Here is a 15,331-nt window from a genome sequence, read left to right as displayed (position 1 = left end):
CTTCCCTAGTCGTTGCTTGCCGCCGCTCGACTTCTGCCGAGGGACCAGCCCGAGCCAGGCGGCGAAATCGCGACCGCCCCGACACCGATGGCTACCCACGCACGGCTTTAAGACATGTTCAGGGTAGATTTTTCATTACCAGCGCCCTGCTTGCGATGGCGGCCTGCAAATTTTCTCTGCTTGATCAGCGCAGCAGCCGGGGTCGTTCCTGACGTGTTGTCTCGCTTTCCGCAAATGTGTCGGCGGTGGCGGGCCTCGGTTCCAACTTCACGCGAGCCCCAAACCTTTTCCGACCGGCTCCGTTCCAAAAAAGGGGGCGGCATTGCTGCCGCCCTTTGAGATTGGTGAGAGGCGCAGACCTTAGAAACCCATACCGCCCATACCGCCCATGCCGCCGCCGCGATGCAGCCCTGAAAGAGTCGAGCGAATCGACGGTGTTCGGAAGCTCGAGCCACAGGATGAATCCACCCTGCGGATTGGTAACCTTTGTGCCTTCCGCGACCGCCAGCGCGCTTCGTCGCACCGTAGAGAGCGAGTGTGAGGCGCTGAGCATCTAGCAGCGCTCGAGACGTGCCGAGCTTTTGCGTGGAGTGGCCATGCGGGATACCTCCTGTAGCATTATCTGCCGAAACCAGAGGCTTACCGGATCATTGAAATGTATCTCTATCCACAGCGTGGATGCGTCTCATCGAAACAAACGATTTTATCAATCCTCCGGAATCTCGCATTGACGACAGCACCTCACACGCCCTGATCACCCGCTACCCTTATCGTGTGACGACTGCGAAAAAGAGCCCGAAATGAGAAAATCTTTCCATGAGCTCAGACGTGCGATGGAAGTTGCCCCGGGAAAATGAGTTGCAGTTGGATGCCAACGCCTCAGACCAACCGGAACTCATCCGGTTTCTATAATCCGACTGTTGTTGGTGAGTGGCACAAGCCTGGTCAGGGACGATTTTCGCGACGTGACTGGCAGAGGTATGGCGCCGCACCCACGTCAAAAGGCATTGCTATGGAAAGGAACAGAATGGCTGATCAACTTGCAACGGAAATCATTGCCACGATCAAGAAGCGCGTCGAATTGGAAAGCGGCGAGGGAAGTGTGTCCACCATCGGCGAAATAACGACTGCCACGGAACTGACCTCGCTCGGCGTCGATTCGCTGGGTTTGGCGGATCTCCTCTGGGATGTGGAGCAGGCCTACGACATCAAGATCGACATGAACTCGGCCGACGCCTGGTCGAATCTCAAGGATGTCGGCGACATGGTGGAAGCCGTCCGCGGTTTGCTCGCGAAGGAGGTCTGATTGGACAGGCGAGTCGTCATTACTGGGATGGGCGGGCTTTGCGGCCTAGGCAACAACGCCGCCTCTATCTGGAAAGAGATGCGCGAAGGCCGCTCCGCCATCCGCCCGATGGTCACTTCCGAGCTTCATGAGATGAAGGGCACTGTCGGTACCGAGATCAACGAGCTGCCCAAGCACGACATCGGCCGCAACCAGCTCGTCTCCATGGATCGCCTCAGCTTGCTCGCTGTGCTTGCAGCGCGCGAAGCCGTGCAACACGCCGGACTTTCCTGCGACGAGGGAAATCCGTATCGCTTCGGCGCGACAGTGGGCGTCTGCGGCTGGGGCTGGGGAACGGTCGAAGAAACCTACCGCGCCCTCTATTTGGACGGCGCGAAGCGTACTGGCCTCTATGCTGCACCAAAGGGATTGCCGAGCGCCGCTGCCAGCCAGGTCAGCATGAGCCTCGGCCTGCGCGGCCCGGTCTTTGCCATCGCGTCTGCATGCGCATCAGCCAACCATGCGATCGCTTCGGCGGCGGATCAGATCAGGCTCGGCCGGGCCGACGTGATGCTTGCCGGAGGCGCCGAAGCGCCACTCGTATGCGGTCAGCTGAAGGCATGGGATGCAATGCGCGCCCTCGCTCCGGATACTTGCCGGCCCTTCTCCGCCGACAGGAAGGGAGTGGTGTTAGGTGAGGGTGCGGGCATGGCCGTGTTGGAAAGCTATGAGCATGCCGCGGCGCGCGGTGCCACAATGCTTGCCGAGATTGCAGGCATCGGCCTTTCCGGCGATGCCTTCCACATCGTCGCGCCGTCCATCGAGGGGCCGGAGGCCGCGATGCGCGCTTGCCTTGCGGACGCCGGGCTGAATGCTGAGGACGTGGATTACCTCAACGCCCACGGCACCGGCACCAAGGTCAACGACCGAACCGAGACGGCGGCGATCAAGCGCGTCTTCGGAGACTATGCCCATTCGATGTCTGTCTCGTCCACCAAGTCCATGCACGCGCATTGCCTCGGCGCGGCGAGCGCACTTGAAATGATCGCCTGCGTGATGGCGATGCAGGAGGGCGTCGTGCCGCCGACCGCCAATTATCGCGAGCCAGACCCCGATTGCGATCTCGACGTCACGCCCAATGTGGCGCGCGAGCGCAAGGTGCGCGTGGCACTGAGCAACGCCTTCGCCATGGGCGGCATGAACGCAGTTCTGGCGTTCAAGCAGGTGTAGAAGCCATGCGAGGTGCCTCCCGTAACTCTATCTCTCGTATTCAAATGCTTGCCGGATCACGATTGTGAAGGACGTGGCCTTGGACCGGCTCGGTGAATGCGCCAAGTGGCAGCGGAAGCTCGACGAACCGGGGCCCCGTTTTTGCAAAATTCTCAACTGTTGAAGCGGCGTGGACGTACCGCTACCCGGAAGGTTAAGCCATGCCCTTCGGTTCGGCTCGAGGTGTGTCCAAAGCTTTACCCGACAATGTCTGGAGGCACGCAGGGCCGCCAGTGGCCGCTTCCATGCGAAGCCGGTCCTCAGAAAGGGAATCGATAACAATGTTCGATCTGACCGGCCGCAAGGCGCTCGTCACCGGAGCAAGCGGTGGAATCGGCGAGGCCGTGGCGCGGGCGCTGCACGCGCAGGGCGCAACCGTCGGCCTGCACGGCACGCGTGTCGAAAAGCTCGAGGCGTTGGCTGCCGAACTTGGCGGGCGGACAAAACTGTTTCCAGCGAACCTCTCGAACCGCGACGAGGTCAAGGCTCTGGGCGCAAAGGCGGAAGCCGAACTCGAAGGCGTCGACATACTGGTCAACAATGCCGGCATCACCAAGGACGGGCTTTTTATCCGCATGTCGGACGCGGACTGGGACGCGGTCCTCGAGGTCAACCTGACCGCCATGTTCCGGCTCACCCGCGAACTGACCCATCCGATGATGCGCCGCCGCAACGGCCGCATCATCAACATCACGTCCGTGTCCGGTGTAACCGGCAATCCCGGCCAGGCGAACTATTGCGCCTCAAAGGCTGGCATGATCGGCGTGTCGAAATCGCTGGCGCAGGAGATCGCGACACGCGGCGTGACTGTGAACTGCGTGGCGCCGGGCTTTATCGAATCGGCCATGACCGACAAGCTGAACGACAAGCAAAAAGAAGCGATCATGGCCGCCATTCCGGCCAGGCGCATGGGCACCGGCGTGGAAGTCGCCTCAGCTGTGGTCTACCTGGCCTCGAACGAGGCCGCCTACATCACCGGCCAGACCGTTCATGTGAACGGCGGTATGGCAATGATTTAGCGTGAAAAGTTCAGTGCGCCCCGATGACGCGTATCAACAGTGAAGGAAGTTTCCCACCCAGATAGCAGTCGGTTGGTCTGGCAACTGACGAGTGGGTCGGTCGGGCAACTGGCCGGGTCGAAGCCTCGTGATCAAGGCCGCCTTGGGCGGAGGTTTAGATCAAGCTCTTTGAAACGCATGTCTTTCTTATCCATCGCGTGGAATGCATTCATCGAAACAAACGATTTTGCCAATTCCGCAGAACGTCGCATAGCAAGATTTCAAAGATGTAAGCCAAAGGTAACTATCGATGTTTGTATTGGCTCCGAGCAGCATTTTCCTGGTGTACGCCTTCCGGTGTGCTCGCAACACAGCGGAGTCGCATGTTCATTGCGGCTAGTTTCTTCGGCGACCTGCACAAGCTACATCGAGCCGGCTCGATGCGACAAGCGTTCCCCCTGCTAGGCGCTTCCCCAACAAAACAGCAACAAAGATGAGGTTTTTCCATGTGCTCTGACGTGCGGTGGAGGTTGTGCTGGGAAAGTGACTTGCAACAGGCCGACCATGTCGAACTTTCCGAGTTTTTCCGAAAGACCTACGGACCGACTGGGGCCTTCAACTCAGAGCCATTCGAAGGCGGCCGTAGCTGGGCCGGTGCGAGGCCGGAGCTCCGCGCAATCAGCTACGACGCGCACGGCGTAGCGGCTCATATCGGCATACTACGCCGCTTCATCAAGGTTGACGAGGTCGATCTCATGGTGGCCGACTTGGGGTTGTACGGGGTGCGTGCGGATCTTGAGGGACAAGGGATCGGTCATTCAATGCACGTTTTATATCCAATATTGCGGCAGCTTGGAGTTCCATTCGCTTTCGGCACCGTTCGGCACGCGATGCGGAACCATATGGAGAGGTTCTGCAGAGACGGCCTGGCGGCGATTGTGTCGGGCGTTCGCGTGCAGTCCACTCTCGCAGATGTGTATCTCGACCTGCCGCCCACGCGCGTCGAGGACGTGCTCGTCGTCGTTGTGCCGATTGGACGCTCGATGAGCGAGTGGCCATCCGGCACCCTGATCGTTAGGAACGGTCCGGAGCTATGAAACATCTTGAAGTGCCGGGTGATCGCGCTGAGGGCACCAGAGCGGCGGGTTTTTGCCGAGCTACTCGGACTGAATACGCGATCCCATTCAAGTTAGCTGTGGATGATCAAGGCTGAATTAACATGCAAAATCTGCGCATCTAAATCGATCCGAGCCCGAGTTTCCGCGCGCACGGACGTTCCGGACCTGAATCGCCGTCACCCTGAAATCGACAAGACATCGGCTATCCCAAAATCGAGCCCTTCGAGGTGCACAGGATATCTGGAGAGATGTTCGCCTGTTCGCAGGCGAACATGGTTCCGGTGCGCTCCCCAACCGGTCATCACTTCGTCGGCGATCAGGAGCGTGCCGAAGGCCTCAGTGATCTTCTTCAATTCGGTCAGAACCCAGGCCGGGTACATCAGCATGCCGCCGGCGCCGAGCACGAGACCGATGTCGAGAATGGGCGCGCTGCGGGTAAGCCAGCCACCGATATGCGGTCCACGCCGGTCGCCGCAATTGCCGGGCGCTCGCCCGCGTTACTCAAGCCCAAGGCCTCGGTGATCGCGCTGCGCCCGACATAGGCACAGCCTGCGCAAGCTCCTCGACCGACATGTTGTCGAGGAGCATGCCGTCGACGCCCACTGTAAGCGCTATCTCCAACTGGTCCAGCCTGTCCACCTCTACCTCGATCTTGACCATGTGACCTATGGCGCTAGGCGCCCGCTCGATTGCGGTGCGGATGTCGCCGGCAATGGCGATGTGGTTGTCCTTGAGCACCGCGTCGTCGAGCGCGAAGCGGGTGATTGGCGCCTGACCGCGTATCGCTTCGACAAACAACGCGGCCGTAGCCGTAGCAATGCCGCTCAGACGGCACAGAAAATTGAGCGCGGTCCGCTCAGCAGGCTTCGCGCCGGCCCGTTTACCATCGCAATGGTTTGACCTGCTCGACATCGCTGCCGTCCGGCCGCCGGATTTGCACATCGATTGCTGGATCGACGAGCAAGAAAGAAAACGCCACAGGTCGAGCCCGCACCCACGCCCGCTTGGCGCGCGTTAAGCGAAAGCGTGGCTTTGCATCGGCGGCGATAATTGCATCGCTCGTGATATCGCCGGCTCTGCCCAGGTCTTCCAGCAGGGATGATGATCTGAGGAAGTGTGCAAGTGAAGTCATGTCAACGGCTCCGTCGGATGTCGTCGTTGCAGTCGCGCTCATGGCCGGCTGACTTGGGTCATGCTGCGTGCTGCCGCCGTAAGGTTCCGCTGGGATTAGCAGTGACGCACAACGAGAGGGTTCAGAGGGTTCAGGTCAACGCCCTGGAACCCATGTCACTAGCCATCCATCACGTGGATGCGTTTCATCGAAACAGACGATTTTACGAATGTTGCGGCACGTTGCATAGAACGAATTCAAAGATGTAAGCCTTTCGGGAAAGTCGTTGATGTCTGCGTTGGCTCCAAAGAGCATTTTCTGGTGTGCGCCGAATACCAGCCTAGGCGCGCGTCCATCGCGGCCAGGCACTTCCGCGATCGACGCAAGCTACATCGCATCGGCGCAGCACGACAAGCTCCCCGAATTGCGCAGGCGCTTGCCTCAAAGGCAGCAGCAAAGCTGAGGTTTGTGGTTGTTTTGGAAAGAGGCAATTTAGATGCTTGTTGATGGCTCAAGGATGGATCGGTTCGTTGTTTCTCGACGGCGCGAGGGTCTCGGTGATTGCCTGTGGTCTCTCGCGTCGGCATGGGACTACGCACATCGGACGGGACGGGCTTTAGCAATAGATTGGCGCGGCTCTTGTTACCTCGACAACCCGTTTGCGAATGCCTTTCCGGCTTTCTTCAAGCCAATTGAAGAGATCGGTGGTGTACGGGTCATTTGCGATGACGAGATCAACCACGTCTCATTCCCCGGTCCCTTCTTCCCGTCGTGGTGGAACAAGCCATCCATCGACTGCGTGTACCGTCCGGATGAACAGATTTTCCAAGAACGTGACGAGCTTAACGATCTTTTCCAGGCCCAAGATGATTGTGAAGCCAACACGGTAGTGTGTGATGCTTGCTTGATGTGGCGCTGCGATGAGCAAGCCGAGCGAACGATATTTCGGAGCATCAGACCGAGGGTCGAAATTGAGGATCGGATTGAAGCGCTCTACCAGGAACACTTTGCCGGGCACAGCATAATTGGGGTCCATGTCCGCCACGGCAACGGCGGAGATATTATGGATCACGCACCTTACTGGGCTGATCGAAAGGTTGCCTTAGAGCAGGTATGCACTGCCATTCGCATGGCCAAAGCGCAACCGCATCCAAGGCCTGTAAGGGTGTTCTTGTGTACAGACAGCGCCCAGGTTGTTGATCACTTGTCGGGCGTATTTCCCGAACTTTTCACCGTCCCAAAACGCTTCCAAGCGGATCAGGCCGGCCCCTTAAACAGTGCAGCACTGGGCATTGACGGGGGTTTTTCCGCTCTCGTTGAGATGTATCTCCTTGGTAGATGCGACACTGTAATTCGGTTTCCTCCGACTAGCGCCTTCTCCCGCTATGCCCGCCTCTTCGTGCCACGAATTGTCGAATTCGATCTGAAGGACCCGCGTCGTTTGATCTTGATTGATAACTCTTTCGACCGTTCCCCGACCCCATGAAGGGGTTGGCATCCCGCTCGAACTCTCCCTTGCCTTCGCGCAGAGGCCCCGTTCGCCCTGCCCAATGCGCCCCTTTCTCGCCACGCAATCCCGCCGCAGGCGAGCATTTTCTTCGGCGCGTCAAAATCAAAAGGATTCAAGCTTGTCAAAGAGAAAAGTCGCTTTAATCACCGGGGTCACGGGGCAAGACGGTTCCTACCTCGCAGAATTGCTGCTGGAAAAGGGCTATTCTGTGCATGGGATAAAAAGACGATCGTCTCTTTTCAATACGGGCCGTATAGACCATCTCTATCATGATCCTCATGAAAGTGGCGTTGATCTTACACTTCACCACGGGGACTTGACAGACTCGTCCAGCCTTACGCGCGTCATCCAACTGGTTCAGCCGGACGAAATTTACAATCTGGCAGCTCAGAGCCACGTTGCAGTCTCCTTTGAACAACCAGAATACACCGCGAACTCGGACGCGTTGGGTGCGCTGCGTATCCTCGAGGCAATTCGGATCCTGGGGCTCGTCGAGCATACGCGCTACTACCAAGCCTCGACGTCTGAGCTCTACGGGCTGGTGCGGGAAACGCCACAGACCGAGACGACACCGTTCTACCCCCGATCACCCTACGCTGTTGCGAAATTGTATGCTCACTGGATCACCGTAAATTATCGAGAAGCTTACAATTTGTACGCATGTAACGGCATTTTATTTAATCATGAGTCACCCGCGCGCGGAGAAACATTTGTAACGCGAAAAATCACGCGCGCCCTGGCTCGGATTAAGCTTGGAATGCAGCCGAATCTATTCTTGGGCAACCTTAATGCTCTTCGCGATTGGGGGCACGCTCGAGACTACGTCCAGATGCAGTGGTTGATGCTGCAGCAGGAGCAAGCTGAAGACTTTGTGATCGCTAGCGGTGAGCAACATTCGGTGCGCGAATTTGTCACCGTCGCGGCCGCTGAACTCGGCATTGGTGTTCGTTGGGTTGGGGAAGGGGTCGACGAAGAGGGATACGATGCAAAGACGGGAGCTTTGATCGTAAAAGTAGATCCCCGTTATTTTCGTCCTGCAGAAGTCGAGACACTTCTCGGCGATGCCCGCAAGGCCAAAGAAAAACTTGGATGGGAGCCAAAAATCTCCTTCATTGAATTGGTTAGGGAGATGGTTCGGGAAGATTTGCGCATGGCAGAGCGTGACGCAGTGCTGATGACGCAGGGTTATTATTCATACAGTCCACGAGAGTTATGATGACAACGGCGGCGCCATGCTGGCTTGTTGTCAGCGTTAGGGTGGCCTTCTTAAGGAGCGTCCATAGCGTTATCACATGGGAAACAAAAAGATGAAGAAAGTCTATGTGGCAGGCCATAGCGGCCTTGTTGGATCCGCCACAATGAGTGCCCTCGAGGCGTTAGGATCGTATGAGATAATAACACGTACTCACGACCAACTGGATCTATTTGACAAGACCGAGACGCGCAGGTTCTTCATGTCGCGGCGGCCCGATTACGTCATTATGTGCGCCGCAAAGGTTGGTGGTATACTGGCGAACGCTAGCTCTCCTGTCGATTTCCTTCATAACAACCTCGCGATCCAACTCAGTGTTTTTGATGCCGCTTACGCTTCAGGCGTCGAACGGATGATTTTTCTTGGCTCCTCATGTATCTATCCACGCGACTGTCCGCAGCCGATACGGGAGGAATACCTTCTCACCGGTCCGCTTGAAGCGACGAATCGTCCCTTCGCTTTGGCAAAAATCGCAGGAGTCGAATCATGCTGGTCTTTTAACCGGCAGTACCAGACGCGCTATCTCGCGTTGATGCCGACCAGCTTATATGGTCCCGGCGATAATTATCACCCCGAAAAATGCCACGTTCTGCCTGCTCTGATACGCCGTTTTCATCAAGCTAAAATAAACGGCGACTCCTCGGTGGGGGTCTGGGGATCCGGAAACCCTCGGCGAGAGTTTATGTATTCGTCGGATGTAGGCGATGCCATTGCGTTCCTGCTTGGCCTGCCAGATTCGGTTTTTGACGCCTTGACTGCCCCCGACACTGCGCCCCTGATTAATGTTGGCGTTGGCGAGGATGTCACAATTCGCGAGGTGGCGGAACTCGTCAAGGCAGCGGTCTGCTGGGAGGGCAATCTGGTATTCGACACGACGAAGCCAGACGGTACTCCGCGCAAGTTACTGGACGTAACGCGCTTGCGTAAGCTTGGCTGGAAGGCCAAAACGTCTCTTGGTGCCGGGTTGCAAGCGACGTATGAGGATTTTCTTCGCCTTCATGGGGCTTGATGTGGACGCGCGCATCCTGGTTGGACTGCGTGTCCGACCGGGTGCAAGTTTGTTCAGTCAGGCCAAACAGAAGAGAGGGACGCATACATGTGCTAACGGTGCAAACCGGACCTCTCTGCGACCGGCGGTGCTGAGGACCACCCAAAAGCTTGCCCAGGCCAATGGGAAGGGCGAGGGCCGCATAACGGGCTGCACCTGGAACGGCTGTGCGTGAGCGCCGTCGACTCAAGCCGCCAGTTAGAACTGCTCGACCTCACGGGAGTCGCTGCTTAGGAACCTGCCGTCGATACGAACGCCAACCGGGGCCCCGCCATGCCTCGGGGCAGGCCTTATCCAAGGCGGTGCATGCGGTAATGGCGGACGTGGACGTATGCTTTTCAACTCGCGCCGCAGGCGGGATCGTGTCCGGATCGTGTCCTCCCTAGGTGGTGTAGCTGACGGCATTGGTCGCCGTGCTCTCCGGCATGGGCCGGGCTGATCGGCTTGCTTCAGTCTGCGTTGTTAGCGCCGAACTCACTCGCCTCGAGGTCATAGCGCCACAAGCGCGGATTCGCGGCGCGATGGTGCGGGCGTTTACAACTCCTGCAGCAGCGGGTCTCGTTGATGAACCGGCTCGCCCTGAACAAATCGCTCGCGTGTGCAGCGCGCCAAGCTATCGCGCAGAGCATCCTGACGCTCTGGGATGGCAGTGGCAGGTGACCGCCTATGCGGTGAGCACGCTTGGCCTTAGCTTGATTGGCATCGACCCCAACCACCCCTTATCATCGTGCCGTGCGCACAGCTTCTGCCGCCAAGTGAAGCCGATCAGCTGCGACCGCTCGCCGCGCCAACTCCGGCGCCAGACGATGCTCTGCTCGGCTGGTTCGAGCCCGTCGCCGCTGTTTATCCGCAGCATCGAATGTCCTAGCAGCTGAAGCCTCGAATGAATAACCGTCGCAGCTCTTCCAGCGCTGGCTCGAAACAGCAGCGCCTCTCGGAGTTGTTGAATAATCCGGAAGACAATGCCCATTTTACTTTTTCGGCAATGTTGAGGCGTCTGGGAATGGCTCAACGATTGCCCGTTAGGCCTCATGCAATGTCTCGCCCAATCCGACGAGACGGGCTGCGGCTTGACCCGTCGGCATGTCAATGACCGTGATTGCCCTTTCTGCAAGGAAGCGACGCTCGTTCTTGGTCAGCTTTGCTGTATCGATTGCCGCAAAATGTGGGCCATGGGAGCGCTTCATGATCTGTCGGGCATAGCCAACGCGCTGGCGGCACGCTGATGGCCGGCTTTGATGACAGCTTCGACATCATTGTCGTTGGCGCCCGGCCGGTCGGACTTTCTTTCGCCGCATCGCTTGCCACAGCGAGCTCAAACTGGCGGTTGTCGAAGGGCAGTCCCTGGAAAGACTGGAAAATCCGGCTTTCGACGGTCGCGAGATCGCGCTCACCCACGCCTCGATTGGGATCCTTCGCGAGCTCGGCGCTTGGGATGTTATCCGCGGCTCTGACAAGTCACCGCTTCAAGGCGCACGCGTCCTCAACGGATCGAGCCCTTTTGCGCTGTGTTTCGATTCCCCTGGCGGATCCGCGGAACCACTGGCGTTCTGGTCCCGAATTGCCGGATCCGCGATGCCCTGTTCAGGATCATCCGCTTGCAGGGCCATGTCCGGCTGCTGTGCGGCCACTCGGTCGTGCGTGCAACAAACAGTCACCAGGGAGCAGTCATAACGCTCTCCAATGGCAGGCAGCTGACCGCTCGGCTTCTCGTTGCCGCCGATTCGCGTTTGTCCGCCACCCGCAATCTGCTCGGCATCCGCGCCGATATCAATCGGCTTGGCAACTCGATGCTGATTTGCCGGGTGAGGCACGAGCGCCCCCACCACCAGATCGCGATCGAATGGTTCGATCATCATCAGACGGTAGCGATGTTGCCCCTCGCGCGAGGCATGTCGTCGCTGCTTTTGACTTTGCCTTCAAACGAGGCCGACGGACTGCTTGCCCTCGACGACGAGTTGTTCCTGATGGAGTTGACGAAGCGCTGTCGAGGGCGCCTCGGCAACATGAGCTTGGCAAGCAGCCGCCATATCTATCCGTTGGTCACCACCTGGGCGCACAGGTTCCGGGCGCCGAGCGCCGCATTGATAGGCGACGCTGCCATTGGCATGCACCCGGTGACCGCGCATGGCTTCAACATCGGCCTCGGCGGCCAGAGGCAACTCGCCCGTGGCATCCTGACAGCATGGCGCGACCGTCGCGACATTGCCGATCCCGACATGCTCCGCAGATATGAAAGCCGACTGCGCCTGTCTTCGGCGCCGCTCTATCATGCTACGAATATCCTCGTCGGACTCTACTCAAGCGAGCATCCGGCGGCACGTCTTGCAAGACATGTGGGGCTGCGCTTCGGCCAACATCTTCCCTTTGTCCGTCATGGCATTGCGGCCATGCTGAGGCGGTGAACCCCAGTCACCATAGTGTCATCATCGGCGTGCCGGCGTAGCAGGCTGGCGAGTTTGGTTCGATGTGAGCGGTCGCGGCTGCGCGGGATCCTCGATCCCAGTGAAGAGCATGACGCCTTCCTCCCCTTGTATGGGCGGAAGCGTGATCTGCTCTTTCAAGCGTTCGTTTTCCTGGTGCGGACGACGAGGTATCTGGGCCGGTCAATCGGCTTTCGGTGCTGATTATGGCAGGGCCGCCCCTCTACGGAGCGATCGGTCAGGATTGCTCTGTCTTGGAACGAGAGAGGACCGCCGCGATTTTCGACCCGCGCAGCGCCCAGCCGGTTCCGTGGTTGCACGCTTGTCGCTCCATGGTCAGCCGCATCCGGCGCAGCCGGCACACGAGGTGGGCGGCCGAACGAACCTACACCTGTCCACCGCCCGAATTGGAAGCAGCGATCCACCGCATTTCCGCCTGGGGTCTTTCAGGAATCCGGCTCGCTCCGCGAAGCCGACAAAGGCATCGCGGGCCACGCCCATCGGCGTGCGGCGTCTTGTGCTTGGTAGCACCGGTGAAGGGCTGTTTCATGGATCAGACTGCGGCGTTCCTCCGGCCACTCCTCAAACTCGATCGCGTCTACGAGATCGACAACGCACAAGGTGGGCTCCATGCTTGATGAAGACGGGGCTGCTGAATGCCGCGAGCCTCTTCCGTCGCGGATCGTCAGCGTGTCAATCGCTGTGTGTGCGGAATTCCCGACCGCCGCCAAGCGTTTGTCGGCCAACGCCACACAGGCGCGGACCCAGCCACGCCCAATTCCACCTTCGATGTGTTTAGGGCGTGGATGGTTGTCATCCGAACAATCAATTTTGCCAATCCTGCCGACCCTATTAGGGGTGTGACCGAAATCAGGTGCCTCGGCCTGCAGGCACGCCCGACGAAGAAGCCTGAGCACCAACCACCTATGCCCATAGGAGTACAGAAGGCAACGATCCGAAGACAGTGGAAATTGGTGCCGGGACGTTCTTCCTCATCCGTGTCTATGCGCGCGTCAAACGGACTCTCATTCGCTGAATGGTCCCAGAAGCGCACGAGGTGGGCAAACCACACGGTGAAGCGTGGTGGTGTTTTGACATCGGGTCTCACGAACGGCCCCGCTTTCAGAATTAGGTGCAACTTTGATGTAGAAGCTCGTTCGCCGATCACGGCAAGTTGAACACGGCCTTGCGCGCAACGCGCCGAGTTAGAAGACGCGGCCCGGCCGAATCCCGCGCACTGGAAAAAACGACGATGCCGAAGTACAGGTTTCACAAGCTTGCAGCCATTGTTGTGCTTGTCGGTTTCGCTGCGTGGATGGCGACGGGCGAGTTCTCGTCCGTCGGCAGCGCGGCCGCCGACAAATCCAAAGCGGGGGAGGTCGAGCAGCCAAAGGCGGCTGACGGCGGCAAGGCCAAGCCCGCTGAGGCAGAACAGCCCAAGGCGACCTTACGCACCGTCGCGACCATAACCCCACCCAGGCGTACCTATGCGCGCGCCATCCGGATTTCCGGACTGACCGAAGCCGACAAGCGCGCGGTCCTGGCGCCGCGCGTCGCCGGCGTCATCGACAAGCTGCCGGTCAAGCAGGGACAGCGCGTCAAGACGGGCGACCTCGTGCTGATGCTTGCCACCGAGGAAAAGCTTTCGGCGCTCAGCAACGCCAAGCAGCTTGTCGCGCAGCGTCAGGCCGAACTCGATGCGGCCTCGCGGCTGGCGAAAACCGGCAATCTGCCCAAGCTGCAGCTCGATACGGCTCGCTCCAACCTGACGCAAGGCCAGTCGCATCTGGAAGCCGCGCAGGCCGAGCTCGACCGCAACGAGGTGAAGGCGCCGTTCGACGGCGTCATCGACCGGGTACCGGTGGAGCTTGGCAGTTCCGTGATGCAGGGCGACGAAGTGGCGACCATTCTGAGCCTCGATCCGGTGATTGCCCGCGGCGAGGTCAGCGAACGTGATCTCGGCTATCTGAAGATCGGCGACAAGGCGAATGTACGATTGGTCAGCGGCCAGAACGTCGAGGGCACCGTGCGCTATATCAGCCGCGACGCCTCGTCCGCCACCCGCACCTTCCGCGTCGAGACCGCAATCCCCAACCCCGAGGGCACTATTCCGGCCGGGATGACCGCCGAGATCGCGCTGAGCGCGCAGCCGACCGACGCTGTCATGCTGCCGCGCTCCGTGGTGACGCTGGGCGACAAGGGCGATCTCGGCATCCGCGCAGTCGACAAGGACGACAAGGTCGTGTTCTTCCCGATCGACTTGGTCGACGACACGCCAACCGGCCTGGTGCTCGGCGGCATCCCTGCCGATGCGCGCATCATCGTCGCCGGCCAGGAACTGGTGAAGGAAGGCGAAGTGGTCAAGCCGGTCGAGGCCGACCAGGCGACCATCCAGAAGCTGTTGGGCGAAGCGACGGCCGGGACGCAGTAATCATGGATATCGTCAAACTCGCAATCAGCAATGCCCGGCTGACCATTTCGGTCCTGGTCTTCCTCATCCTCGCGGGTGCGGTCGCCTATCAGTCGACACCCAAGGAAGCGGAACCCGACGTTCCGATTCCCATGATGTATGTCAGCCTGATCTATCAGGGCATCTCGCCCGAGGATTCGGAGCGCCTTCTGCTGCGGCCGATGGAAGCCAAGCTGAAGAGCCTCAAGGGTCTCAAGGAGATGCGCTCGGCCGCCTTCCAGGGCGGCGGCTATGTGCTGGTCGAATTCCACCCGCAGACGGATCTGGCGACGGCGTTGCAGGACACACGCAGCAAGGTCCAGGACGGCAAGGCCGACCTGCCGCAGGCAGCCGAGGAGCCTGTAGTCTCCGAAGTCAACGTCTCCGAATTCCCCGTCCTTGTCGTGACGCTGTCGGGCGAAGTGCCCGAGCGCATGCTCACGGCGGCGGCGCGCGAGTTGCGCGACCGCATCGAGGAAGTGCCGGGCGTGCTGGAAGGCGCGCTGCAGGGCGCCCGCGACGATCTCGTCGAAGTCGTCATCGATCCGATGAAACTGTCTTCCTACGGGCTGCAGCTCGAGCAGCTGATTGGTGCGGTCGGCGATTCCAACAGTCTTGTCGCCGCCGGCAACATCGAAGGGTCCGAGGGCAAATACGCCGTCAAGGTGCCGTCGCTGATCGAGACGCCGGAGGACGTGGCGGCGCTTCCGGTCGTCGCCGGCCCCAATGCCGTGGTACAGGCCAAGGATATCGCCACCGTCCGCTCCACCTTCAAGGACGCTGAGACGGTAACCCGTCTCGACGGCAAGCCGGCGATCGCCATCGAGGTGAAGAAGCGCATCGGCTCCAACCTGATCGACACGATCGC

At 59.5% G+C, this 15,331-nt stretch carries 10 protein-coding genes and 5 pseudogenes; 10 read left to right on the top strand and 5 right to left on the bottom strand.

Translation table 11 applies throughout. From position 1 onward, the window contains the following. Window positions 1-81 (bottom strand): annotated as a pseudogene (locus tag AC0L3D_RS34145) (transposase); the annotation flags it as partial. 946 nt (window positions 82-1,027) lie between these two features. Here AC0L3D_RS34145 and AC0L3D_RS34140 point away from each other — a divergent pair. The 4 genes from AC0L3D_RS34140 to AC0L3D_RS34125 all read left to right on the top strand — a co-directional run bounded on the left by AC0L3D_RS34140 (window position 1,028) and on the right by AC0L3D_RS34125 (window position 4,649). Next, on the top strand, window positions 1,028-1,306 hold the full coding sequence (locus tag AC0L3D_RS34140; protein WP_473482526.1) for an acyl carrier protein: 279 nt from the start codon (window positions 1,028-1,030) through the stop codon (window positions 1,304-1,306). Then, a complete protein-coding gene (locus tag AC0L3D_RS34135) occupies window positions 1,307-2,515 on the top strand; it encodes a beta-ketoacyl-[acyl-carrier-protein] synthase family protein (RefSeq protein ID WP_473489883.1) in 1,209 nt (402 codons plus the stop codon). Between the two features lie 320 nt (window positions 2,516-2,835). Continuing rightward, a complete protein-coding gene (gene fabG / locus AC0L3D_RS34130; RefSeq protein WP_473489884.1) occupies window positions 2,836-3,573 on the top strand; it encodes a 3-oxoacyl-[acyl-carrier-protein] reductase in 738 nt (245 codons plus the stop codon). Between the two features lie 485 nt (window positions 3,574-4,058). Continuing rightward, window positions 4,059-4,649, top strand: a complete 591-nt coding sequence (locus AC0L3D_RS34125) for a NodA family N-acyltransferase (protein WP_473647283.1) — start codon at window positions 4,059-4,061, stop codon at window positions 4,647-4,649. Between the two features lie 238 nt (window positions 4,650-4,887). Here AC0L3D_RS34125 and AC0L3D_RS34120 read toward each other — a convergent pair. Next, window positions 4,888-5,080 (bottom strand): annotated as a pseudogene (locus tag AC0L3D_RS34120) (aminotransferase class III-fold pyridoxal phosphate-dependent enzyme); the annotation flags it as partial. After that, a pseudogene (locus tag AC0L3D_RS34115) lies at window positions 5,063-5,802 on the bottom strand (beta/alpha barrel domain-containing protein); the annotation flags it as partial. The pseudogenes AC0L3D_RS34120 and AC0L3D_RS34115, both read right to left, overlap by 18 nt. 475 nt (window positions 5,803-6,277) lie before the next feature. Between AC0L3D_RS34115 and AC0L3D_RS34110 the strand changes: the two are divergent. The 3 genes from AC0L3D_RS34110 to AC0L3D_RS34100 all read left to right on the top strand — a co-directional run bounded on the left by AC0L3D_RS34110 (window position 6,278) and on the right by AC0L3D_RS34100 (window position 9,552). Then, window positions 6,278-7,267: a nodulation protein NodZ gene (locus AC0L3D_RS34110; RefSeq protein WP_473647282.1), complete on the top strand. Its 990-nt coding sequence runs from the start codon at window positions 6,278-6,280 to the stop codon at window positions 7,265-7,267. A gap of 142 nt (window positions 7,268-7,409) precedes the next feature. Further along, window positions 7,410-8,507 (top strand): GDP-mannose 4,6-dehydratase, encoded by a 1,098-nt coding sequence (gmd, locus tag AC0L3D_RS34105; protein WP_473482486.1) that lies wholly within the window; start codon window positions 7,410-7,412, stop codon window positions 8,505-8,507. A 91-nt stretch (window positions 8,508-8,598) separates the two neighbouring features. Further along, the gene (locus tag AC0L3D_RS34100; protein WP_473647281.1) at window positions 8,599-9,552 is read left to right on the top strand and encodes a GDP-L-fucose synthase family protein; all 954 of its coding nucleotides are present in this window, start codon (window positions 8,599-8,601) and stop codon (window positions 9,550-9,552) included. A 703-nt stretch (window positions 9,553-10,255) separates the two neighbouring features. On the opposite strand, the gene AC0L3D_RS34095 is transcribed toward AC0L3D_RS34100, so the two are convergent. Continuing rightward, complete coding sequence (locus AC0L3D_RS34095) at window positions 10,256-10,561, bottom strand: hypothetical protein (RefSeq protein WP_473647280.1); 306 nt, start codon at window positions 10,559-10,561, stop codon at window positions 10,256-10,258. A gap of 52 nt (window positions 10,562-10,613) precedes the next feature. After that, window positions 10,614-10,793 (bottom strand): annotated as a pseudogene (locus AC0L3D_RS34090) (SIR2 family protein); the annotation flags it as partial. 23 nt (window positions 10,794-10,816) lie between these two features. On the opposite strand from AC0L3D_RS34090, the pseudogene ubiM reads away from it, so the two are divergent. The 3 genes and pseudogenes from ubiM to AC0L3D_RS34075 form a co-directional block, all read left to right on the top strand. After that, a pseudogene (ubiM, locus tag AC0L3D_RS34085) lies at window positions 10,817-11,996 on the top strand (5-demethoxyubiquinol-8 5-hydroxylase UbiM). 1,270 nt (window positions 11,997-13,266) lie between these two features. Beyond that, window positions 13,267-14,445 (top strand): efflux RND transporter periplasmic adaptor subunit, encoded by a 1,179-nt coding sequence (locus AC0L3D_RS34080; protein ID WP_473647279.1) that lies wholly within the window; start codon window positions 13,267-13,269, stop codon window positions 14,443-14,445. 2 nt (window positions 14,446-14,447) lie between these two features. Continuing rightward, a partial coding sequence (locus tag AC0L3D_RS34075) for an efflux RND transporter permease subunit (RefSeq protein WP_473647278.1) occupies window positions 14,448-15,331 on the top strand: 884 nt, incomplete at its 3' end.

Source organism: Mesorhizobium sp. WSM4837, assembly GCF_055811435.1.
The sequence above is the reverse complement of the archived record's forward strand: the minus strand, read 5'-3'. Positions and strand labels throughout refer to the sequence as shown.